This is a genomic window from Streptomyces sp. NPDC041796, assembly GCF_055590785.1.
Window position 1 is genome coordinate 247,235 of record NZ_JBVJAH010000004.1, and the last position, 22,711, is coordinate 269,945.

A 22,711-nucleotide genomic window follows, 5' to 3' on the forward strand; every position below is an offset into this window, starting at 1 on the left:
CACTCACGGGCGGTTGTCCGCGCGGCACCACTCCAGGACGGCCATCGCGCTGTGCATCTTGTTCTCGGCCTGCTGGAAGGCGATGCTCATCGGCCCGTCCAGCACGTCGGCCGTGACCTCCTCGCCCCGGTGGGCCGGCAGGTCGTGCATGAACGCGGCCTTCGGGCTGTCTTCCCACAGTGCGCCGTCGACCTGGAACGGGGCGAAGACCTCACGCCAGTCCGGGTCGGGCTTCGTGGTGCCGGTGGTCTGCCAGCGCGTGGTGTAGATGACGTCGAACCCCTCCGGCAGCCCCTCCATGGTGTGCTCCTCGCGCAGCACCGCACCGCTGCGCGCCGCGTGCCGCCGTGCCGATTCCCGCACCGGGGCGGCCAGCCCGTATCCGGGCGGGGTGCGCAGGTCGAACTCCACGCCCGGGTAGCGGCTGAGCGCCAGGGCGAGGGCGGCGGCGGTGTTGTTGCCCTCCCCCAGGTAGAGGATGCGCAAGCCCTCGATGCGGCCGAAGTGTCCGAGCAGCGTGGTCAGGTCGGTGAGGGCCTGCGTGGGGTGTTCGTCGGCGCTCATCGCGTTGATCACCGACATCCGGTCCTGCCGAGCCCAGGCCCGCATCTCCTCGGGGTCGCCCGCCGTCCGTGCCACCAGGACGTCCAGCATCCGGGCGAACACCCGGCCGGTGTCCTCGCTGGTCTCCCCGGTGTTGAGCTGGAGGTCGCCGGGGCCGTAGGTGACGATCGAGCCGCCGAGCCGCTGGGTGCCGGCGGAGAACGCGGTACGGGTCCGCGTGGAGGTCTTGGCGAAGTAGATGCCCGCGACGGAACCGGCGAGCGGGTTGTCGGGCACCGCGGTACGGGAGGAGAACGCCGCCCCCCGCTCGACGATGTGGTGCAGGTCCTCGTCGCGCAGGTCGTCGAGCGAGATCAGGTGGCGGGCGGTGGACGGGACCATCGGGTTCACCTTTCGGTAGGGGTGTCGAGGACGGCGGCGAGCGCGGCGACGGTGGAGTGCCGCAGGAGGGTGCTCAGTTCCAGGGGCAGCCCGGCCGCCCGGGAGGCGCTCAGCACGGAGAGCGCCAGGAGCGAGTCCCCGCCGAGGTCGCGGAAGTGGTCGTGGACGCCGACCCGCCGGAGTCCGAGCACCCGCTGCCACACGTCGGCGAGCCGGCGTTCGGTCAGGGTCCTCGGGGCCGTGTACGGGGCCCGGACGGCGGCGTCGGTGCGATCGGCGACGGCCGGGTCCATGTCCCGTCGGTCGTACTTGCCGTGCTCGGTCAGGGGCAGTTCCCTCACCACCCGGAACACGGCGGGGATCAGCGGTTCCGGCAGCAGGGCGCGCAGCCCGTCGCGCAGTTCGGCGGGCGTCGGCGTACCGCCGGGGCCGCCGACGGGCACGACCCAGGCGGCGGTCCGGCTGCCGCCCGTCGCGTCGGGCACCGCGACCGTGAGCGCTTCCCGCACCCGCGGATCGGTGAGCAGAGCGGCCTCGATCTCGGCGGGCTCGACCCGGTGGCCGCGCACCTTGAGCTGCCGGTCGGTGCGGCCGGCGAACTCCAGCTCGCCGCCGGGCAGTACCCGGGCGAGGTCGCCGGTGCGGTACAGCCGTGCGCCGGGCGGCCCGTAGGGGTCGGGCAGGAAGCGGTCCGCGGTGAGGCCCGGCCGCCCCGTGTACCCACGGGCCAGACCCGGCCCGCCGATGTGGATCTCCCCGACGACACCGTCCGGTACGGGGGCGAGGTTCTCGTCGAGGACGCGCAGCGTGGTGCCCGGCAGGGCCCGCCCGAGCGGCACCAGGTCACGTACCGCGGGACCCTCCGTACGGTAGGCGGACGCGGCCACCGTCGCCTCGGTGGGGCCGTACTCCGCGACCAGGCGCAGCGCGCCGCCGCCCGCGGCGATCCGGGTGGCGATCCGTTCGGCCCGCCCGGCGGGCAGTCCGTCGCCCGCGACGACGAACAGGGCGGCGAGCCCGGCGAGCTGCTCGTCGTCGAGCTGCCGCTCCAGCAGCGCCAGGTGGCCGGGGGTCAGCCCGGTGAACGCGTACGGTGCTCCGGCCGTCAGCAGGGCGCCCAGCTCGTCGGGCCGCCAGTCCTGCGGCAGCAGCCGCACGGTCTGCCCGGTCAGCAGCGGCCCGAACAGCGCGGGCACCCCGAGGTCGGCTCCGACGGAGGTGAAGAACGGTGCTCCGCCCGTCGCGTCCGCGAGGTAGGTGCGTACGGCCCAGTCCAGGTAGTGGCCCAGCGCCCGGTGGCCGACGGCGACGCCCTTCGGCCGTCCGGTGGAGCCGGAGGTGTGCAGGACGTAGGCGAGGCGGTCCGGGTCGAGCACGCGCGGGGGTGGCGTGGCGGCCCCGGCCCGCCGCGCACGTACCTCGTCCGGCGCGTCCGGCGTCGCGTCAGGTGCGTCCGGTTCCTCCGGCGCGTCCGCGAGGAGCACGGTGTACGGGGCGCGCGTCGTGCCGGCGGGGGCGGTGACCCTCCGCTGGTGGCGCGTGCCCGTGACGACGATCCGGCAGTCCGTCCCCGCCAGCAGGGCGTGCAGCCGGGCGTCGGGAACGCACGTGTCGAAGGGGACGTAGGCGGCGCCCGTCTTCCAGACCGCGAGGAGTGTGACGACGAGGTCGATGCCCCGGTCGAGGAGCACCCCCACGCAGACCTCGGGTCCCGCGCCCGCGGCGTGCAGCCGCCGTGCGAGGCGGTTGGCGAGGGCGTCGAGTTCCCCGTACGTCAGCCGTTCCGTGCCGGTGGAGAGGGCGATCGCCCCCGGGGTTCGCCGTGCCTGTTCCTCGAAGGCGAGGACGGTGTCCAGCGGCCGGGGGCTGCCGGCGTGGGCCAGGACCTCGGTTCCCTGCTCCTCGTCCTCCGGGTATCCGCGCCGTGCGTCGCCCTCCGCGCCGGTGGTGGCCATGTCGGCGAGTACGGCGCGGTAGAGCCGGGCGAGCCGTTCGCCGAAGGCGCGGTGCAGGGTGCGGGTGTCCGAAGCGATGCTGAGCAGCCCGCGGGTGGGCGTGCCGACGACGAGCGGGAACTCATTGGGGCTGACGTCCCGGGTGACCGCGCTGTCGACGAGGTCCGCGTCGACCTGGTGGAAGTCCAGGTAGTGGAACAGGACGTCGACCAGGTGGCGTTCACCGCCCTCCTCGCGCATGGCCGGCATGGGGAAGCGCCGGTGCGGCCACAGGCCGACCTCGGCCTCGAACACCTGCCGGGCCAGCTCGCCCCAGGTGCGGGCGCCTCGCTCGTACGGGAAGGGGACGGAGTTGAGGTACATGCCGGAGACCCGGTCGGCGCCGCGTACCTCGGGCCGGGCGTCGATGACCATGCCGCCGCGGAAGGCGTCCTGCCGGGTGAGCATGCTGAGCACCTTGCTGTGCGCGGCGTGCAGCACGCTCTTGTACGGCACTTCGGTGGCGGTGGCGAGGGCACGCAGACCCGGTTCCAGGTCGTGCAGCGGGATGTCGATGCGGTACCTCTCGCCCGGCTCCTCCGGTGAGCCGGCCCAGCCGGGAGAGATGCGGAACTTCTCGTACCGGTCGATGAGTCCGCGCCAGTGGGCGCGGTCCTCGGGGTCGGCCAGTGAGCGCAGCTCGGCCGCGATGAAGTCGGCGTAGCGCAGGGCGGGTGCGGGCGGTGCGGGTTCGGGGTCCTGTCCGGCCCGCAGCCGCCGGTAGGCGTGGAGCAGCTCCATGAGCTGGTTGTGGTAGCTCCAGCCCTCGATGGCGGGGTGGCCCTCGGTGATGGACAGCCACCAGCCGTCGTCGTCCAGTACGTGCGTGGCCATGCGCATCAGCGGGGCGGCACCGTCCTCGAAGAGCCGTTCCCGGTCCCGGTCGGCGAACGCGGTGAGCGCGGGCCACCGCTCCTCCGGGGGCAGGTGCCGCAGGTCGTGGTGGACGCAGGGCATCGAGCGGCGGGCGTGCACGATCTGCAGCGGCTGGGAGTAGCCGGTGAGGGCGAAGGAGGTCCGCATCACCTCGTGGCGTGCGACGACCAGGTCGGCCGCGGCACGGAAGGCGTCGGGGTCGAACGGCTCGTCGTCCTTGATCCGGAAGGAGGTGATGTTGTGGTAGCGGTTCTCGCCGCTGTCGCCGTGCATCTCGATGAACATGCCGGCCTGGGTGCGTGAGAGCGGGTAGGCGTCGACGGCATCCGCCGGGAGGGCCGCCAGGTCCTCCTCCGCCACGAGGGCGAACGGCGCGACGGGGGTGAACCGCTCGGTGCCCCCGCCCTCTCCCTGGCCCAGGGCCCGGCACAGTGCCGCGACGGTGCGGTGCTCGAAGATGTCACGTACCGCGACGGGCTGTCCGCCCTCCCGCAGCACGCCGGCCAGCGCGACCGCCCGCAGCGAGTCGCCGCCGAGGTCGAAGAAGTTGTCGTGGACGCCGATCCGGTCGATGCCGAGGATCTCGGACCACACGGCCGCCATGGCCCGTTCGTCGTCGGTGCGGGGGGCGACGTGCTCCCCGACGGCGGCGGCCTCACGTCCGGGCGCGGGCAGCGCCCGGCGGTCGAGCTTGCCGTTGGCGGTCAGCGGCAGGTCCGGGAGGGTGACGAAGGCCGACGGCACCATGTACTCGGGCAGCGAGGCGCCGAGCAGTTCGCGGAGCCGGGCGGGTGCGAGGGCCGCCGGGTCGGCGTCGGCCGCGGGGACCAGGTAGGCGACCAGGCGTCTGTCGCCCGGTGCGTCCTCCCGTACCAGCGCCACGGCTTCGGCGACGGCGGGGTCGGCGGTGAGGGTGGTTTCGATCTCGCCGGGTTCGATGCGGTACCCGCGCAGCTTGACCTGGTGGTCCGCCCGCGAGACGAAGTCCAGGTTGCCGTCGGGCAGTACGCGGGCGAGGTCGCCGGTGCGGTAGAGGCGGGACCCGGGCGGACCGTAGGGGTCGGGCAGGAAGCGCTCGGCGGTCTGGGCCGGGCGGCGGGCGTAGCCGCGCGCGAGGCCGATACCGCTGACGCAGACCTCGCCCACGCCGCCGATCGGTACCGGCCGCAGTTCCCGGTCGAGGACGCGCATGGAGGTGTGCGGGATGGCCCGTCCGATGGAGACGAGCTCCGCGTCCTGGGGCCCGTCGATGAAGTAGGCGGAGTTGCCGACGGTGATCTCGGTGGGTCCGTACTCGGCGGCGAGGCGCGTGCCGTCGGGGCCGGCCATGCGCAGCCAGCGGTTGGCGAGCCGGCCGGTGAAGGAGTCACCCGCGGCGATCACGACGCCCGCGAGCGAGGCGGCCTGCTGGTCGGTCAACTGCTTGGTGAGCAGGTCGAGGTGGCCAGGGGTCAGCTTGACGAAGGAGTACGGGGCACGGCGGACGAGCTGTGCGCCCAGCTCCGTGATGTCGGCGTCCTGGTCGAGCAGGTGCACCGGCTCGCCGGTCATCAGCGGGGTGTACAGGTCGGGTACGCCGAGGTCGAAGGCGAGGGACGAGAAGAACGGGGCGCCGCCCCGGCTCGCGCTCGCGTAGGCGTCCACGGTCCAGTGGAGGTAGTTGGCGAGCCCGCGGTGGCTCACCAGGACGCCCTTGGGGCGGCCCGTCGAGCCGGAGGTGTAGATGACGTACGCGAGGTGGTCGATGTCGTGGCCGCCGGGCGGCGGTGCGAGCGGGGTGGTGGCCTGCCGCTGGAGGGCGGCGCGGTCCGTGTCGTCGTCGACGACGAGGAGCCGGGCACCGGTGCCGGCCAGTCGTGCCGCGTGGCGCCGTTCGGTCACGACCAGTTCGGTGCCGGTGTCGGCGACCATGTGGGCGAGCCGGTCGTCGGGGTAGCCGGGGTCGAGGGGGACGTAGGCGGCTCCGGTGCGCCAGATGCCCAGCAGGGTGGCGACCGTCTCCGGGGTGACGTCGAGGAGGACGCCGACGGTGCGTTCGGGTCCGGCACCGAGGTCCCGCAGCAGGTGGCCGGTGCGGCAGGCGTGCGCGTCGAGTTCGCGGTAGGTCACGGTGCGGTCGCCGTGGAAGACGGCGGGGGCGTCCGGTGTGCGGGACGCCTGGAGCGCGATGGTCTCGTGGACCGGGCGCAGGGCGGCGGGGTCGAGCGGCGCGCGGGTGCCGACGGGGTCGGGCCTGCCGTCGATCAGCAGGGTCCGTTCGGCGTCGTCGAAGATGTCCAGGGCCGACACGGGGGTGTCGGGTGCCGCCGACACGGCATCGAGCAGCCGGGTGTAGTGGCCGGTCAGGCGCTCGGCGGTGGTCGCGTCGAAGAGGGCCGTCGCGTATTCCAGCGCGCCGTCGATGCTGCCGTCGGGCCGCTCCTCGAGGTGCATGGTGAGGTCGAACCGTGAGGTGCGGCAGGGGACGTCGACCGGTGCGACGTCGACGCCGGGCAGGTGCAGCGGTTCGCCGGCGGCCGCTTCGGCGAGGTCGAACATCACCTGGTAGACGGGGGTGGTGGACAGGTCCCGTTCCGGTGCCAGCGCTTCGGCCAGCCGGTCGAAAGGTGTTCCGGCGTGGTCGAGCGCGGCGAGGACGGTCCCGCGGTTGTCGGCGAGGAGGTGCCGGAAGGCGGGGTCTCCCTCCCACCGGGCGCGCAGCACCAGGGTGTTGTACGCGTACCCCGCCATGGTGGTGAGGTCGTCGCGGGTACGGGCGGAGACGGCCGTACCGACGGCGATGTCGGTGCCACCGGTGTGCCGGGCGAGCAGGGTCTGGAACGCGGTGAGCACCACCATGAACAGGGACGCCCCCTGCTCGTCGGCCAGCGCTCGGAGCCGGGTGGCCACGTGTGGCGGCACGGTGAACCTCTGCTCGGCCCCGGCCCACGACCGGACGGCGGGGCGGGGCCGGTCGGTCGGCAGGTCGAGCGGGTCCAGTCCGGCGAGGTGCCGTCGCCACCAGTCGAGTTCCTCGCGCGCCGTCGCGCTGTCCTCCCGGGCGGTGAGCCAGGCGGCGTAGTCGGCGAACTGCACCGGGGGGGGGGGGGGGGGGGGGGGGGGGGGGGGGGGGTGGGGGGGGGGGGGGGGGGGAGGGGGGGGTGGGGGGGGAGGGGAGGGGGGTGCCCCCCTCCCCCCCCCCCCCCCCCCCCCCCCCCCCCCCCCCCCCTCCCCACCCCCCCCACCCCCCCCCCCCCCCCCCCCCCCCCCCCCCCCGGGGTGCGGCGCCCTCGGTGCGGGCGCGGTACAGCTCGGACAGTTCCTTGAGCAGGAGCACTCGGGTCGCGGCGTCGCACACCATGTGGTGCAGCACGAACACGAGGAGGTGGTCGTCGTCGGCGAAGCGGATCAGCCGTATCCGCACGGGTGGTTGAGCGGCCAGGTCGAACGGGTCCAGGGCGGCGGCCTCCAGGCTGCGCTCGGCCTCGGCGTCACGCTCCTGCGGGTCCAGGCCGGGCAGCTCGGTGACGGTGAGGTCGGCCGGCCCCGGCGGGTCGATGACCTGACGTGGTTCGGTACCGGTGAGGACGTAACGGGTGCGGAGGATCTCGTGCCGCGCGGTGAGCCGGTCGCACGCCGCGCGCAGGGCGTGCGCGTCGACGGGGCCGCGCAGCCGGTAGGCCATGGGCAGCAGGTAGTCGGGGGCCTTGGGGTCGAGCTGGTGCAGGATCCAGAACTGCCGCTGTCCGGACGACAGGGGGAGCGGCTCTCCGCGCGGCACCGGGGGGATGGTGTCGGCGGGCCGCGCGTCGCGGACGGCACGGGAGCCCGTACGGGCGGCGGATCCCGCCAGCCGGCGGCGCAGCAGTTCCTCCCGGAGGGCGGCGGCGTCGGTGGGGGTGGCTTCCGCCTGGCTCGTCTGCGGTCCGGTCACGGATGGATCTCCTTGTGTGCTGCGGCCAGTTCCGCGTCGGTGAGTGCCGCGATCTCCGCGCGTACGGCGTCCTCGACGGCCTCGGCGAGGCCGGCCACGGTGGGGCGGTCGAAGATCGTGCGCGGCGGCAGTTTGATGTCGTACGTCTCCCGGATGCGGGCGATGACCCGCGCGGCCCGCAGCGAGTCCCCACCGAGCCGGAAGAAGCCGGTGCGGGCGCCGATGCGCGGTACGGCGCCGTCGGCCCCGGCCAGCACGTCGCTCCAGATGCGGGCGATGGACTCCTGCAGTTCGCCCTGGGGCGCGATGTACGCCGTGTCGTCGGACTCGCCGTGGGCGGGTGCGGGCAGCGCGGCGAGGTCGACCTTGCGGTGCCGGGTGAGGGGCAGGGCGTCGAGCGGGACGACGTAGGTGGGCAGCATCCACTCGGGCAGGCTGCGGGCGCAGTGGTCCAGCAGGGTGCCCAGGTACGGGAGCTCCTCCCCCGCCGCCGGGACGCAGTAGGCGACCAGGCGGGCCTCGTCCCCGGTTCCGTGCGGGACGACGACCACCTCGCCGACGGCCGGGTGTTCGGCCAGTACCGTCTGCACCTCGCCGGTCTCCACCCGCCGGCCGCGTATCTTGACCTGTCCGTCGGCGCGGCCGACGAAATGGAGCGTGCCGTCGGGCGTCATCCTGACCAGGTCACCGGTCCTGAAGAGCCGGGAGCCGGGCGGGCCGTAGGGGTCGGGCACCAGGCAGGCGGCGGTGGCGCCGGGGCGTCCCGCGTAGCCGCGGAACAGTCCGGTGCCGCCGACGCACAGTTCACCGACGGTGCCCAGGGGGACCGGCCGCAGCCGCGGGTCGAGCACGTGGGTGGTGGCGTGCGGGTAGGGGCGGCCGATGGGGACGGTGGAGGCGGTGCTGTCCGCCTCCCACCGGGTGGCGGCGATGGCGGTCTCGGTGAGGCCGTACTCGTTGACGAACCGCTTCAGGCGGCCGGCGAGGTCGCGGGCGAGGGCGGGCGGGCAGGGCTCGCCGCCGGTCTGGCCGGTCAGCGGCCTGCTGCCGAAGCCCGCGTCGATGAGCATCCGCCACAGCGGGAACCCGGCCTGGAGGTGGGAGACGCCGTGCCGGTCGATCAGGCGCAGGAGCGCGGCGTGGTCGGACGTCTCCTCCTCCCGGGCCAGCACGACCCGGCCGCCCGCGAGCAGCGGCATGACCAGTTCGGTGAGGGCGATGTCGAAGGTGGGCTGGGCGAGGGCGAGCCAGGCGTCGTCGGCGCCCTCGCCGAACCCGAGGTGGGCGCCGTTCGCGCGCAGGGTGCGCAGGACCGCGCGGTGCTCGACGGCGACGCCCTTGGGGCGTCCCGTGGTGCCGGAGGTGTAGATCAGGTAGGCGAGCCGGGCGGGGTCGCGCTCGGCCGGTGTCCGTTCCCGGTCGCCGCCGCGCGTGCCGTCACCGGGGACGACGAACGCGCCGTGGTGGTGGGGGCGGAGGCGCTCGGCGCCCGCCGTGTCGGTGAGGACGGCGGTGACGCCCCCGTCGGACAGGATGTGCGCCAGCCGCTCGTCGGGGGCGGCGTGGTCCAGTGGTACGAAGGCGGCTCCCGCGCTCCACACGCCGAGCATTCCGGCGACGAGGCCGGGCGAGCGGGGCAGCAGGACGGCGACGGTGTGCTCGGGGCCGGCGCCCACGGCGCGCAGTTCACGGGCGATGCCCTCGGCGCGGTCCGAAAGCTCCCGGTAGGACCACTCCTCGTCCCCGCACAGGACGGCGACCGCGTCGGGCGTGGCACGGGCCGTCGTCTCGAACGCGGCGTACACGCAGCCGTCGGGGGCGGTGTCGGCGGGGCCGTCGGGGGCGGCGAGGGCGGTCAGCCGGGCGTGCTCGTCCTCGGGCAGCAGTTCGGCGGCGGCCAGGGTGGTGCCCGGGTCCGCGACGAAGGACTCCAGGAGCCGTATCCAGCAGGCCACGAACCGGTCGACGGTCGCCTCGTCGAACAGCGCGGTCGCGTAGTGGGCACCGACGTGCAGGGAGCCGTCGGCCCGGTGCTGGACCACCAGGGAGAGGTCGGTGCGCGCGGCGCGCCAGGCGTCACGGAGCGCGACGCGGCCGGCCTCCGGTACGGCGGTGGCGGTGCGGCCTTCCTCGTGGAGGTCGAAGACGACCTGGTAGAGGGGCGTGCGGGAGGTGTCGCGCTCCGGTTCCAGCTCCTGCACCAGGCGGTCGAAGGGCAGTTCCTGGTGGGCGAGGGCGTCGAGCACGGTGTCCCGCACCGATTCCAGCGCCTCCAGGACCGTGCTGTCGGCGTCGGTGCGGCAGCGTACGACGAGGGTGTTGAGGAAGAACCCGACGGTCTGGACGACCTCGGGCCGGTGGCGCCCGGCGACGGGCACGCCGACGGTGAAGTCGGTGCGCCCGGTGAGCCGGGTCAGCAGAGTGGCGAAGGCGGTCAGCAGGGTCTGGTGGAGGGTGGCTCCCGCACTGCGGCCGAGGGCGGCCACGGATTCGGTGAGCGCGGCCGGCACGGTACGGGTCACGAGGCCGCCCCGGCCGTCCCGCTCCGGTGGCCGGGGGCGGTCTCCGGGCAGTTCGAGGGGGGTGATGCCGTGGAGGACGGTGCGCCAGTGTGCGAGGTCGGCCTCGGTGTCCGCCTCGGGGCGGCGGTGCTGCCAGGCGGCGTGGTCGGCGAACTGTACCGGTAGCGGCGGCAGTTGTGGCGCGGTGCCCTCGTGCAGGGCGGTGCCCAGGGCGTGCAGGTCGCGTTCCAGGACGACCGACGACCAGCCGTCGGAGGCGATGTGGTGGACGGTGAGCAGCAGCAGCGGGCCGTCGTCGTGGGTGCGGACCAGCAGGGCACGCCAGACCGGCCCGGTCTCCAGGTCGAAGCCGTGGGAGAGTTCGCGTTCGGTCAGGGCGCCGAGTTCCGCCGCGTTCGCGGCGTCGGCGACGCGCAGGTCCACCGACGGCGCGGGCGGGTCGATGAGTTGTACGGGTCCCTCGTCCCGCAGTACGTAGCGGGTGCGCAGGGTCTCGTGCCGCTCGACGAGCCGCGCCAGCGCCCCGCGGACGGTCTCCTCGCTCCATTCGGCGGGCAACCGCACCCACTGCGGGGACACCCATTCCGGGCTTCCGGGCTGCAGTTGTTCGAGCAGCCACAGTCCGCGCTGGCCGGACGAGAGGGGCATGCCGTCGGCGTCGCGCTCCACGGGAACGACCGCGTCGCCCTCCGGGGTGGCTTCGGCGTCGCCGTGCGCCACGGTCGTCCCCACCGGCCGGGCGTGCTCGCCGCCCCCGGGCAGGAACGCGGCCTGGGCCACCACGGTCGAGGCGGCGAACAGGTCACGGAGGCCCACCTGGGCGCCCAGCGCGACGAGCCGTGTGGCGAGCTGGGGCACCTGGAGGGAGGAGCCGCCGTGCTGGAAGAAGTCGTCGTGGACGCCGATGGCGGTGAGGGGCAGTCCCAGCAGCTCGGACCAGATGGCGGCCACGGCCCGCTCGGCCGGGGTCCGCGGGGCCGCGGGGCCGGCGTCGTCGCCCGTGCCGCCCACTGCCGCCGGGACCGGCAGCGCGGCGAGGTCGGTCTTGCCGCTGGGGGTACGGGGGAAGTCCGCGAGCGGCACGAAGAGGGCCGGGACCAGCGGCTGGGGCAGCGTGCGGCGCAGGAAGGCGCGCAGGTCGGAGGGGGAGGGCGCGGTGCCGCGTACCTGGATCCAGGCGGCGAGACGCTGTCCGCCCCTGCCGTCCGGGACGGCGCCGACCGCTGCCGCGTCCACTCGCGGGTGAGCGGTGAGGGCGGTTTCGACCTCTCCGGGTTCGACGCGCACGCCGTTGATCTTGAGCTGCTGGTCCAGGCGTCCGCGGTACTCGAGTACTCCGTCGGGGCGTTGCCGCACGAGGTCACCGGTGCGGTAGGCGCGGGCCCCCGGCGGGCCCGCCGGATCCGGAACAAAGCGCTCCGCGGTGAGTCCCGGGCGGTCCAGGTACCCGAGGGCGACCCCGGGCCCGGCAGCGTACAACTCGCCCTCGCCGCCGGGCGGTACGGGCGTGCCGTTCTCGTCGAGGACCAGGGCGCGCATCCGGCCGAGCGGGCGGCCTATGGGCACCGGACCATGGGTCTGAGCCGGGTCGAAGCGGTGCTCGGTGATGTCGACCGAGCACTCGGTGGGCCCGTAGGTGTTCCAGATCTCGACCTGCGGAACCCGCGCCAGCAACCGGTGGCACAGCTCGGCGTGGAGCGGCTCCCCCGCGCTGAACAGCAGCCGCAGCGCACGGCAGCCGTCCCAGCCGGGCAGCTCCGCCAGGGCGCGCAGCACCGTGGGCACCGCTTGGAACACCGTGATCCGCTGCCGGGCCACGGTGCCGAGCATCGCCGCGGGGTCGTGCTCGACGCCGTCCGGCGCGAGGACGACGGTGGCACCGCTGATCAGGGGCGCGAACAGTTCGAGCCCCGCCGCGTCGAAGCCGATGGTGGTCTTCTGGAGCATCCGGTCCCCGGGGCCGAGCCCGTGCCCCTCCGCCAGCCGGAGGACACGGTGGGCGATGCCCTCGTGCGGGACGACGACTCCCTTGGGGCGGCCGGTGGAGCCCGAGGTGTGCAGGACGTACGCGGCGCCGTCCGCGCGCGCGTCCCCGCCGCCGGCTCCGGAAAGCTCCGTCTCCTCCTCGTACGTGACCTCGTCCACCATCAGCATCGGCGCGGTGGCCGATTCCGGCAGGGCGGCGTGGGAGGCGCGCTCGGTGAGCACCACGGAGGGAGCGGTGTCGGCGAGGGCCCAGGAGAGCCGGTCGGCGGGGTGGGCCGGGTCCAGCGGTACGTACGCGGCGCCCGTCTTCCACACCGCGAGGAGGGCCGCCACCAGATCGGTGCCGCGGCGCAGGCAGACGGCCACCCGCCGGTCCGGGCCGGCACCGAGCGCGCGCAGCCGGCGGGCCAGGGTGTCGGCCCTCCGCTCCAGTTGTGCGTAGCTGAGCCGCGCTCCCGGCCCGCCCGCGTCCTCGACCGCGACCGCGTCCGGTGTGCGCGTGGCCTGCACGGCGATCAGCTCGGGCAGTATCCGGATGTTCACGAAGCCCCCTTCGACAGAAAACGCACCGCACGGGAGAGGCTGAATTCACCGACGAGCAGCACGGAATTCGTTGCATTGGTGTGGTCCGGCACGGCTTCCGCCGGCTCCCCATTCGCCACCCGGTCGGCGCGCATCGCGCTGCGGAGTTCAGCCGGAGGTGAATCCAGACGGTATCCACGGATTCCGTACGGGGGCAACGTTCACCGGTGTCCGCCGGCCCGGCGCCATGGCCGGCCGCATTATGTGCCCGGTCGGCGTCCCGCCGGCGGGACAAGGGCAGCCATTCGGTCCGGCCCGCCGCCGGCGGCGTACGGCCGGGATCCCGTTGCGGGAAGTCCATTGTCGCCGCGGGGACTTGCCCCGCGCCCTTCCGCCGGTCGAACGTCGAGTGCGTGACTTCGGCCTCGCCGAACCCCGCACCGTCGGTGCAGAAACCCGATGTATCGCCAGGGGCCGCTGTTCGACCGACGACCCGGCCCCGACGGAAGGGACCCCATGCTTTTCCCGCACACCACGTCCAGGCGCGTATCGCTGCGCCCGGCCGGCGCCGAGGACGCCGCTCAGGCGTATGAGATTCTTTTCCGCCTGGGGAGCCCGGGGCTCCCGCTGATCGACGATTTCGTGAAATCCTTCGGCGAGCGGCTCTCGGCCTGCTTCCTCGTGCACCGGAACGACACCGAGGAGGTCGTGGGGTTCAGCACGCTCTCCACGCTCGAGGCGGCCGGCCATCTCCGTATGGACGTCAGCCTGGCTTCGGAGACGGCCGCGGAATTCGCGACCGACGCCCACGCCCTGACGGCCAACTTCGCCTTCACCATGTGGCGTACCCGTAAGGTGTACGTCCATCTGACGTCGCCGGACACGTCCGGCATCGGTTTCGGTGACGAGTTCGGTTCGCTGCTCAGGTCCGAGGCCGTACTGCCGGATCACGCCTATGTGCACGGCGGTCTGCGGGACGTCCACGTTCTCGCCATTCACCGTGACGACTGGGACACGCTCGGGGTGGACCTCCTCAAGCAGATCGTCTGACCCGGCCGTACGACGGACACATTCACCAGTCAGCTCTTGCATCCCGACGGGAACCCTGGAGGCTCGATGACCCAGCATGTGTGGGGTTATTTGCCGGAGTACGAAAAAGAACGCGCGGAGATCCTCGAAGCCGTCGACACGGTGTTCAGTTCGGGGCAGTTGGTGCTCGGAAAGAGCGTCAGCGCGTTCGAGGAGGAATTCGCGGCGTACCACGGTGTCGGACACTGCGTGGGCGTCGACAACGGAACCAACGCCATCGTCCTGGGCCTGCGCGCCCTCGGTGTCAAGCCCGGGGACGAGGTGATCACCGTTTCCAACACCGCCGCGCCGACCGTCATCGCGATCGACGCCGTCGGGGCGAAGCCGGTGTTCGTCGACATCGACCCCGACACGTACCTGATGGACGTCGACCAGGTGGCGGCGGCCATCACGCCGCGCACCCGCTGCCTGCTGCCGGTCCACCTGTACGGCCAGTGCGTCGACATGGCCCCGCTGGAGGCCCTGGCCGCCGAGCACGGCCTGGTCGTCCTCGAGGACTGCGCCCAGGCGCACGGCGCCCGTCACCACGGTCGTGTCGCCGGGTCGATGGGCGACGCCGCCGCGTTCTCCTTCTACCCGACCAAGGTGCTCGGGGCGTACGGCGACGGCGGCGCCACCGTGACCGACGACGCGGAGGTCGACGCCCGGCTGCGGCGGCTGCGCTTCTACGGCATGGAGGACCGGTACTACGTCGTGGAGACGCCCGGTCACAACAGCCGGCTCGACGAGGTCCAGGCGGAGATCCTCCGCCGCAAGCTCACGCGCCTGGACGACTACGTCGCCCGCCGCCGGGCCATCGCCGACCGGTACGCGGAGGCGTTCGAGGGCACCGGCATCGTCACGCCGCGCACCGCGCCGGGCAACGAACACGTCTACTACGTCTACGTGGTGCGCCATCCCCAGCGCGACCGGATCATCGAGACGCTGAAGAAGGAGCACGACATCGCGCTCAACATCAGCTACCCGTGGCCGGTGCACATCCAGTCGGGCTTCAGCCACCTCGGCTACACGAAGGACGACCTGCCGGTCACGACCCGCCTGGCGGACGAGATCTTCTCGCTGCCCATGTACCCGTCGCTGACCGACTCCGAGCAGGAGCGGGTCATCGAGACGGTGCGCGACGTCGCGGGAAGGCTCTGACCGGAGATGACACACGTCGTGGAGTCGGGACCGCACGGTCCCGCCCTCCGCTGGGAGGCGGACGGCCCCCGCCTGACCTCGTCGGCGGAGTTCCACAGCTGGTGGGAGGAACGGCTGCGGACCGGCGGCTTCTCGGTGGAGCGCATACCCTTCGACCGCCTGGACGCGTGGTCCTTCGACCCCGCGACCGGGAACCTCCGCCACGACAGCGGACGGTTCTTCACCGTCGAGGGGCTGCGGGTGCGCGAAGGCACCCGCGACACCTGGTCGCAGCCGATCATCCACCAGCCGGAGATCGGCGTCCTCGGCATCGTGGTCAAGGAGTTCGACGGCGTCCTGCACTGCCTCATGCAGGCGAAGATGGAGCCGGGGAACGTCAACACGATCCAGCTCTCCCCGACGGTGCAGGCCACCCGCAGCAACTTCACCCGCGTGCACCGCGGGGCCGGGACGCTCTACCTGGAGCGGTTCATCGGACCCGACCGCGACCAGGTGCTGGTGGACGTGCTCCAGTCGGAGCAGGGTGCGTGGTTCTGGCGCAAGCGGAACCGGAACATGGTCGTCCTGGCCACGGACGACGTCCCCCTGGCGGAGAACTTCTGCTGGCTCACGCTCGCCCAGATACGCGAACTGACCCAGCGGGACAACCTGCTCAACATGGACGCCCGTACGGTCCTGTCCTGCATGCCCTTCGCCCTCCCCGACGAGGCCGAGGGCTCCACGGGCAGCGCCTTCCGGGACGCCCTGGTCCGGTCCTTCCAGTACCAGACGGCGGGCCGCAGCAAGCACGCGCTGCACACCGCGGGGGAGATCCTGAGCTGGTTCACCGAGGCGAAGACCCGGTGCGACTGGACGGCACGCCTGGTGCCGATGAACGAGCTGTCGGGCTGGTCGCGCGACACGTGGGAGATCACCGACACCGAGAGCAGGAACTTCCGCATCCTCGCCGTCGAGGTCGCCGCCGGGACGCGTGAGGTCACCCGCTGGACGCAGCCGCTGCTCAATCCGTACGGCGAGGGGCGGGCGGTGTTCCTCGCCCGCCCCATCGACGGGGTGCTGCACCTGTTGGTGCGGGCGCGCCCCGAGTACGGGCTGATGGACCAGGTGGAGATGGCGCCGACCGTGCACCTGCTTCCGGGGCAGGAGACCGGCGACGTCGCCGAGTCGTTCCTGCGGGACGCGCTGCGCCCGGGCGCCGCCACGACGCGGTACGACCACGTGCTCTCCGAGGAGGGCGGCCGTTTCCACAACGCGCTGACGCGCTATCAGATCATCGAGGTCGGCGAGGAGTTCCCGCTCGACGTGCCGCAGCACTTCTGCTGGATGACCGCACGTCAGCTGACCGATCTGCTGCGCCACGGCCACTACCTGAACGTCGAGGCGCGGTCCCTGCTCACCTGCCTGTACAGCCTGTGCTGACGGGCGACAGCGCCACGTACGCAATCACCTTTCGGAAGCTGGTCGGACATGTTTGATGCAGCATGCGTGACAGAGATGTCGATCCGGGACGCCTACCGGATCGTCCCGAACAAGAAGCCGGACCGGCGCGGCCACTTCTACGAGGCCTTCCGCGCCGACATCCTCACGGACATCATCGGCTACCCGTTCGTCGTCGGGCAGGCGAACTACTCCCTGAGCCGGCGCCACACGGTGCGGGGCATCCACAGCACCTCGCTGCCGCCCGGCCAGGGCAAGCTCGTCACCTGTGTGCGCGGGGCGGTGCTGGACGTGGCGGTGGACCTGCGGGTCGGCTCGCCCACCTTCGGCCAGTACGACGTGACGCCCCAGGACGAGGACTCGGGAACGGCCGTCTACTTGGCCGACGGCATCGGCCACGCCTTCCTGACCCTCACGGACGACGCGTGCATGAACTACCTCTGCTCGGAGGTGTACATCCCCGGGACGATGATCGAGGTCAACCCGTTGGACCCGGAGATCGGCATCCCGTGGGACCTCACGCAGGAGCCCGTGATGTCGGACAAGGACGCCGGCGCTCCCACGCTGGCCCAAGCGCAGTCCCTGGGACTGCTCCCCACCTACGAGGAATGCGTCGCCCATTACGAGGCTCTCAAGCAGAGCCCGTCGCGGAGCTGACCCCTGTTCCCGGGTGGCCGATCGCCTCACCCATCCCATGCTGAGCGGAGTTCTTCCACATGTTTCGAGACACGAGCGACAGACTGCGCGTCGGGGTCATGGGGTGTGCGGACATCGCCTGGCGGCGCACCCTTCCCGCCATGGCGGGCAACACCCGCGTGGAGGTCGCCGCGATCGCCAGCCGCAGCAAGCAGTCGGCCGTGGAGTTCACCGACCGCTACGGCGGCCTGCCCCTGGAGGGGTACGACGCGCTGCTGGAGCTGCCGGACATCGACGCCGTGTACATCCCGCTGCCCGGTCTCCTGCACGCCGAGTGGGTCACCCGGGCACTGGAGGCGGGCAAGCACGTCCTGGTCGAGAAGCCGATGACCGGCAGCTTCGCCGAGACCCGCCGCCTCGTGGAACTGGCCCGCTCGCGCGGACTGGTACTGCTGGAGAACTACATGTTCCTCTACCACTCGCAGCACGAGGCGGTACGCAAGGTCCTGGCGGACGGCGCCATCGGGGAACTGCGCGGCTTCACCGCCACGTTCACCATTCCACCCAAGCCGGCCGGGGACATCCGCTACCGCAGCGAGGTGGGCGGTGGCGCGTTCCTGGACTTCGGCGGCTATCCGGTCCGTGCCGCGCAGTTCTTCCTCGGCTCCCGGCTCCGGGTGGCGGGCGCCGTCTTCCGGCACGACGAACGGCACGGCGTGGTGATGTCGGGGAGCGTGCTGCTGTCCACGCCGGACGGAATCCCCGCCCAGCTCACGTTCGGCATGGAGCACGCGTACCGCAACACCTACACCCTGTCGGCCAGCACCGGGCACCTCTCGGTGGACCGCGCCTTCACCCCGCCCCCGACGTACCAGCCGGTACTGCGGGTCGAACGGCAGGACCACCGCGAGGAGTTCGTGCTGCCGGCCGACGACCAGTTCGCCAATGTCGTCGAGACCTTCGTCCGGGCGGTCGCCGGTGACGAGAACGTACAGGCCCAGCAGGAGGGCACGCTGCGACAGGCCGCGCTGATCGACGAGATCCGGCGCGTCGCCGAGGTCACCTCCGTCTGACGCCCCTACCCGGCGGGCAGCCGAAAGCCTCCCGGTCCCCGCTGGTCGGGTGATCCGGGAGGCTTTTTCAGCGGAAGAGCGGCGCCTCAGGAAGCGGTGGCCGGTGCCGTACCCGCCTCGTCGTCGGGCAGGAAGCCGTCCACCCGGGTGCCGAGCCCGCGCCGCACGCACTCCTCGTGGACCCACTGGGCGAGTGTGATGTCCAGGACGCCCAGGCCGAACGGCGAGAAGACGGCGACCCTCTCCGGGTCGCGCCGGAAGTCCGCGCTCCCGTCCAGCAGCGCACCGATGGGCGCGTCGATGAACCCCCGTCCGCCCATCGCCTGTTCGGCGAGGTGGAGCGAGGTCCGCTCACGGCACACGTGATCGGCGTCGTCCACGACGTTCTGCGCGCCGAGCACCGCCTCGACCGTCAGGTCGCGGAGCGAGACGTGCAGCACGGTGGTGCCCGGTGCGCACGCGGTCAGGTCCGTGTGCGGCTCACCGGCGGTGGTGGCGAACGACACCAGCCGGTGTGCGCCCAGGGCGTCCTCGGCGCTCGCGGCACGGCGGAAGGTGATCTCCGGGAAGTCCGCGCCCCCCTGGGCGATGAACGCGTCGGCCCGGGCGGCGTCCAGGTCGTGGACGACGACCTCCCGGAGCGACGGCAGGGCCGCACTGGTGAACCGCAGCACCTCGCGGTTGATCGGCCCGCAGCCGAGGAGCGACATGCCGCTCGGTGTGGCTTCGGTGGTCAGCAGGGAGGCCGCGAGGGCGGCGGAGGCCGCGGTGCGCCGCGCGGAGATCAGCGACGCCTCGACGCACGCCCTGGGGCGCCCGTCCTCCATGGAGTTGAGCAGGATCGCGGCACTGGCCCGCTCCTTGCCCCGGGCCACGTTGCCGGGGAAGCTCGCGATCCACTTCATGCCGGCGACGGCGTTGTCACCGCCCGCGTACGCGGGCAGGCCGATGATGCGGTCCCGGGGGCTTTCGGGGAAGCGCAGGAAGACCGAGTGCGGCAGCGCGGTGCGTCCCGCCTCGTGGAGCCGGTAGGTCTCCGCCACCAGCGACAGGATCTCCTTCTCCCGGCCCTCCATCACCCGGCGGGTCTCCCGGTGTCCGATGATCAGCACGAAACAGTCTCCTTGAGGTCGATACCGGCGCCGTGCGGTGGGGTGTCACGGGAGGACGGGTCGTCCGCCCACAGGTGGGTGACCTCGCCGAAGTGGCGCCGCACCCAGGCGTCGGAGTACACGGTGTCGAGGTAGCGGTCACCGCCGTCGGGCAGGACCAGGACGCAGACCGACCCGGCCGGGATGCGCGGCGCCATCTTGCCGAGGGCGGCGACGACGGCCCCGGAGGAACCGCCGGCGAGCAGCGCCTCGTGCCGCACCAGCCGACGGCAGCCGACGACGGCCTCCAGGTCCGTGACGTGGACGACGTGGTCGGCGGCGGTGGGGTCGAAGAGGGAAGGCAGGACGGAGGTGCCGTGCCCGGGGATGAGCCGGGAGCACGACACCGGCGAGTCGAACAGCACGCTGCCCACCGCGTCGACGGCGACGACGCTGGTGTCCAGGCCGTGTTCGCGTACGTAGGCGGCGCAGCCGCCCAGCGTCCCTGTGGTGCCGGCCGCGCAGAAGACGTAGTCGACCTCGCCCTTGAGGGCCTCGTCGATCTCCCGCATCGTCGTCAGGTGGGCCGCGGCGTTGAGCGGGTTGCCGTACTGGTCGGGCAGGTACGCACCGGGGATGCTCGCGGCCAGTTCCGCGACGCGGCGGAGCCGCTCGGGCAGGTATTCGCCGGACACCGGATCGGGCTCGGTGACGACCTGCACCTCGGCGCCGTAGGCGCGCAGGACCGCGAGGTTCTGCTCGGTGGTGCGCACGTCGACGACACAGATGAAGCGCAGCCCGTAGTAGCAGCAGACCTGCGCGAGGCCGATGGCGAGGTTCCCGGAGCTGGACTCGATCACGGTGTGCCTGCCGGGTACCAGTTCCCCGGAACGCAGCTTGGCCAGCAGCATGTTGAGCGCCGGCCTGTCCTTGATGCTGCCGCCCGGATTGAAACGCTCGACCTTCGCGAAGACCCGGAATTCACCGTCGGCTGCTATTTTCTGCAACTCGACCAGGGGCGTATTACCCACGGCCGAGAGGATTCCTTTGACCTCGGCTTCCGCTACGGGCTCCACCTGGTCCTGAAGAAGACTGTGCGGTTCCCCCATGCGCTTGACGCCCCTGTCATTCGGTTAACGGTTGCCCGTACCGTACTTGGCCATTTCCGGGGTGTGTCCACCACCGTTGTCCGAGTTTCTCCGCGGGCCCGGCGGGCGTGGGCCCGCTCCCGTAACAGCGTGTCCGCCGTGGTGTCGATATGCTGCGCCGACGGTGCCCACAACTGCGCACGGCATGTGTGACAGCGGCCCGTGTCCCGCCAGCGGGACAGAATCCGATTGCCCCCACTTCCGTCGCGGCCCTGTTTCTGTGAAGAATCTGGCTCATCCGCCACTTACGCTTCGACATGGCCCCGTGCTCAGGTCGACGGAGTCGGCTTTCCCGTACCGCATTCCGTACGGACTTTCCGTCCCAATTTTCGTGGCGCGGTATTCGTGCCCACAGGAGATCTCATGCCGAGCACTTCGCAGTGCCGCGTCTGCGGCGACCAGGTGACCGAGTTCTTCGACTTCGGCCGCCAGCCGTTGTCCGACGCCTTCCACACTCCTGGCTTCGATTTCGAGAAGGAGTTCTTCTTCCGGCTCGCGGTCGGGCTGTGCCAGGGCTGCACGATGGTGCAGCTGATGGAGGAGGTGCCCCGGGACAACATGTTCCACGAGGAGTACCCGTACTACTCGTCCGGTTCCGCCTACATGCGGGAGCACTTCGAGGGCCTGGCCAAGCGGCTCCTTGCCACCGAGCTGACCGCCGACGACCCGTTCGTCGTCGAACTGGGCTGCAACGACGGCGTGATGCTCAAGGTCATGGCCGAGTCCGGGGTGCGTCACCTGGGTGTCGAGCCCTCCGGTGGCGTCGCGGACGTCGCGGCCGCCAAGGGCGTGCGGGTGCGCAAGTCCTTCTTCGAGGAGGCGACGGCCAAGGAGATCGCGGCCGAGGACGGCCGGGCGGACGTGATCTACGCGGCCAACACGCTGTGCCACATCCCGTACATGGAGTCCGTCCTCAGCGGCGTACGCGCGCTGCTGAAGCCCACGGGCGTGTTCGTCTTCGAGGACCCGTACCTGGGCGACATCGTGGAGCGCACGTCCTTCGACCAGATCTACGACGAGCACTTCTTCTTCTTCACGGCCCGTTCCGTGCGGGAGATGGCGGCCCGCAACGGCCTGGAGCTGGTCGACGTCGAGCGGCTTCCCGTGCACGGTGGCGAGGTCCGGTACACGCTCGCCCCGGCGGGTGAGCGCACACCGTCGCAGGCCGTCGCCGACCTGCTGCGGGCCGAGGCCGCGAGCGGGCTCGCCGAGCCGGCCACCCTGCGGGAGTTCGGCCGCAAGGTCACCGCGATCCGGGACGACCTCACCGGCCTGCTGCGCCGTCTCAAGGACGAGGGGAAGAAGGTCGTCGCCTACGGCGCGACGGCGAAGAGCGCCACGGTCACCAACCTGTGCGGCATCACCCCCGACCTCGTGTCGTTCGTCTGTGACACGACGCCGGCGAAGCAGGGCCGGGTGACGCCGGGAACCCACATCCCGGTGGTGACGCCCGACACGTTCGCGGCGGACTACCCCGACTACGCGCTGCTGTTCGCCTGGAACCACGCCGACGAGATCATGGCCAAGGAGCAGGCGTTCCGGGACGCCGGTGGCAAGTGGATCCTCTACGTGCCCGACGTCCGGATCGTATGACGCGGACCGGGACACCAAACCGTCCATCGAGGAGGGGAGGGCGTACGCCATGAGAGCCGGCGTACAGAACGCGACCGGTGAACCGGAACGGCTGCCCGCCGCGCCGGCCGTGCCACGGCCCCGGCAGTCCAGTGATCCCACGGACACCGGCGCCTTCCGGGACTTCATGGGTTCCTATTTCACCGGGGTCTCCATCGTCACGGCGCTCGACGGCGAGGGCCGGCCGCACGGGTTGACGTGCAGCTCGCTGACGAGCGTGACCCTCGCGCCTCCCACCCTCCAGGTCTGTCTGGACGTCCGGAGCGGGACGCTGGCGGCACTGCGCGCCGAGGGCGGCTTCGCGGTGAACCTGCTGCACCAGGGCGGAGCGCACACGGCCGAGGTGTTCGCCTCGGCCGTGCCCGACCGGTTCGCGCGGACGGCCTGGCGCCGCTCCTCGCGGCTCGGCCTTCCGTGGCTGCACGAGGACGCCTACGCGGTGGCCGAGTGCCGGGTGGTCGAGAGCGTGGAGATCGGCGACCACGTGGCCGTCTTCGGTGAGGTCGTCGGTGTGGAGAACGGTGCCGGGTGGCCGCTGCTGTACGGCAGGCGCGCCTTCCGGAGCGTGGACCGTGCCGGAGCGGCGGACGGCGTGCGGGCGGAGGCGAACGTCTCGTGACTCCCTCGCCCCGCACCCCGCCGCCCCCGTCGTCCCGCTCGCAGACCCCGGCCGTGTCCCCGTCGCGGCCGGTCGGGTCCGGGGGGGG

The 22,711-nt window shown here is 72.4% G+C and carries 12 protein-coding genes and 1 pseudogene; 7 read left to right on the forward strand and 6 right to left on the reverse strand.

What is annotated here, in order from left to right:
- Positions 1-3: 3 nt before the first annotated feature.
- The 4 genes and pseudogenes from ACZ6C1_RS09695 to ACZ6C1_RS09710 all read right to left on the reverse strand — a co-directional run bounded on the left by ACZ6C1_RS09695 (position 4) and on the right by ACZ6C1_RS09710 (position 12,779).
- Positions 4-945 carry an ornithine carbamoyltransferase gene (locus ACZ6C1_RS09695; protein ID WP_469239482.1) on the reverse strand — a complete coding sequence of 314 codons (942 nt, stop codon included), beginning with the start codon at positions 943-945 and terminating at the stop codon, positions 4-6.
- Between the two features lie 5 nt (positions 946-950).
- Positions 951-6,890 carry an amino acid adenylation domain-containing protein gene (locus tag ACZ6C1_RS09700; RefSeq protein ID WP_469239484.1) on the reverse strand — a complete coding sequence of 1,980 codons (5,940 nt, stop codon included), beginning with the start codon at positions 6,888-6,890 and terminating at the stop codon, positions 951-953.
- A 244-nt stretch (positions 6,891-7,134) separates the two neighbouring features.
- Positions 7,135-7,728, reverse strand: a pseudogene (locus tag ACZ6C1_RS09705) (condensation domain-containing protein); the annotation flags it as partial.
- Entirely contained in the window at positions 7,725-12,779 is a 5,055-nt protein-coding gene (locus ACZ6C1_RS09710) for an amino acid adenylation domain-containing protein (protein ID WP_469239487.1), read from the reverse strand. The pseudogene ACZ6C1_RS09705 and the gene ACZ6C1_RS09710, both read right to left, overlap by 4 nt.
- Positions 12,780-13,274: 495 nt before the next feature.
- Between ACZ6C1_RS09710 and ACZ6C1_RS09715 the strand changes: the two genes are divergently transcribed.
- The 5 genes from ACZ6C1_RS09715 to ACZ6C1_RS09735 all read left to right on the forward strand — a co-directional run bounded on the left by ACZ6C1_RS09715 (position 13,275) and on the right by ACZ6C1_RS09735 (position 18,133).
- Complete coding sequence (locus tag ACZ6C1_RS09715) at positions 13,275-13,808, forward strand: GNAT family N-acetyltransferase (RefSeq protein ID WP_469239489.1); 534 nt, start codon at positions 13,275-13,277, stop codon at positions 13,806-13,808.
- Between the two features lie 66 nt (positions 13,809-13,874).
- Positions 13,875-14,987, forward strand: a complete 1,113-nt coding sequence (locus ACZ6C1_RS09720) for a DegT/DnrJ/EryC1/StrS family aminotransferase (protein ID WP_469239490.1) — start codon at positions 13,875-13,877, stop codon at positions 14,985-14,987.
- 6 nt (positions 14,988-14,993) lie between these two features.
- Positions 14,994-16,406 carry an NDP-hexose 2,3-dehydratase family protein gene (locus ACZ6C1_RS09725; protein WP_351816123.1) on the forward strand — a complete coding sequence of 471 codons (1,413 nt, stop codon included), beginning with the start codon at positions 14,994-14,996 and terminating at the stop codon, positions 16,404-16,406.
- Positions 16,407-16,481: 75 nt separating this feature from the next.
- Positions 16,482-17,081 carry a dTDP-4-dehydrorhamnose 3,5-epimerase family protein gene (locus ACZ6C1_RS09730; RefSeq protein ID WP_351816180.1) on the forward strand — a complete coding sequence of 200 codons (600 nt, stop codon included), beginning with the start codon at positions 16,482-16,484 and terminating at the stop codon, positions 17,079-17,081.
- 59 nt (positions 17,082-17,140) lie between these two features.
- Positions 17,141-18,133 (forward strand): Gfo/Idh/MocA family protein, encoded by a 993-nt coding sequence (locus ACZ6C1_RS09735; RefSeq protein WP_469239493.1) that lies wholly within the window; start codon positions 17,141-17,143, stop codon positions 18,131-18,133.
- Positions 18,134-18,219: 86 nt separating this feature from the next.
- On the opposite strand, the gene sbnB is transcribed toward ACZ6C1_RS09735, so the two are convergent.
- Both sbnB and sbnA read right to left on the reverse strand, forming a co-directional pair.
- Positions 18,220-19,245, reverse strand: coding sequence for a 2,3-diaminopropionate biosynthesis protein SbnB (gene sbnB / locus ACZ6C1_RS09740; protein WP_469239495.1), 1,026 nt, complete (start codon positions 19,243-19,245; stop codon positions 18,220-18,222).
- Positions 19,239-20,255 (reverse strand): 2,3-diaminopropionate biosynthesis protein SbnA, encoded by a 1,017-nt coding sequence (gene sbnA / locus ACZ6C1_RS09745; RefSeq protein ID WP_469239497.1) that lies wholly within the window; start codon positions 20,253-20,255, stop codon positions 19,239-19,241. The genes sbnB and sbnA overlap by 7 nt, the downstream gene beginning before the upstream one ends.
- Positions 20,256-20,735: 480 nt before the next feature.
- Between sbnA and ACZ6C1_RS09750 the strand changes: the two genes are divergently transcribed.
- Both ACZ6C1_RS09750 and ACZ6C1_RS09755 read left to right on the forward strand, forming a co-directional pair.
- Positions 20,736-21,965 carry a methyltransferase domain-containing protein gene (locus ACZ6C1_RS09750; protein WP_469239498.1) on the forward strand — a complete coding sequence of 410 codons (1,230 nt, stop codon included), beginning with the start codon at positions 20,736-20,738 and terminating at the stop codon, positions 21,963-21,965.
- 49 nt (positions 21,966-22,014) lie between these two features.
- A complete protein-coding gene (locus tag ACZ6C1_RS09755; RefSeq protein ID WP_469239500.1) occupies positions 22,015-22,623 on the forward strand; it encodes a flavin reductase family protein in 609 nt (202 codons plus the stop codon).
- Positions 22,624-22,711 lie beyond the last annotated feature (88 nt).

Bases quoted from the DNA above. Each gene is read 5' to 3' on its own strand.
- ACZ6C1_RS09695 (WP_469239482.1), bottom strand. From the start codon at position 945: ATGGTCCCGTCCACCGCCCGCCACCTGATCTCGCTCGACGACCTGCGC.
- ACZ6C1_RS09715 (WP_469239489.1), top strand. From the start codon at position 13,275: ATGCTTTTCCCGCACACCACGTCCAGGCGCGTATCGCTGCGCCCGGCC.
- ACZ6C1_RS09720 (WP_469239490.1), top strand. From the start codon at position 13,875: ATGACCCAGCATGTGTGGGGTTATTTGCCGGAGTACGAAAAAGAACGC.
- ACZ6C1_RS09725 (WP_351816123.1), top strand. From the start codon at position 14,994: ATGACACACGTCGTGGAGTCGGGACCGCACGGTCCCGCCCTCCGCTGG.
- ACZ6C1_RS09730 (WP_351816180.1), top strand. From the start codon at position 16,482: ATGTCGATCCGGGACGCCTACCGGATCGTCCCGAACAAGAAGCCGGAC.
- ACZ6C1_RS09735 (WP_469239493.1), top strand. From the start codon at position 17,141: ATGTTTCGAGACACGAGCGACAGACTGCGCGTCGGGGTCATGGGGTGT.
- ACZ6C1_RS09750 (WP_469239498.1), top strand. From the start codon at position 20,736: ATGCCGAGCACTTCGCAGTGCCGCGTCTGCGGCGACCAGGTGACCGAG.
- ACZ6C1_RS09755 (WP_469239500.1), top strand. From the start codon at position 22,015: ATGAGAGCCGGCGTACAGAACGCGACCGGTGAACCGGAACGGCTGCCC.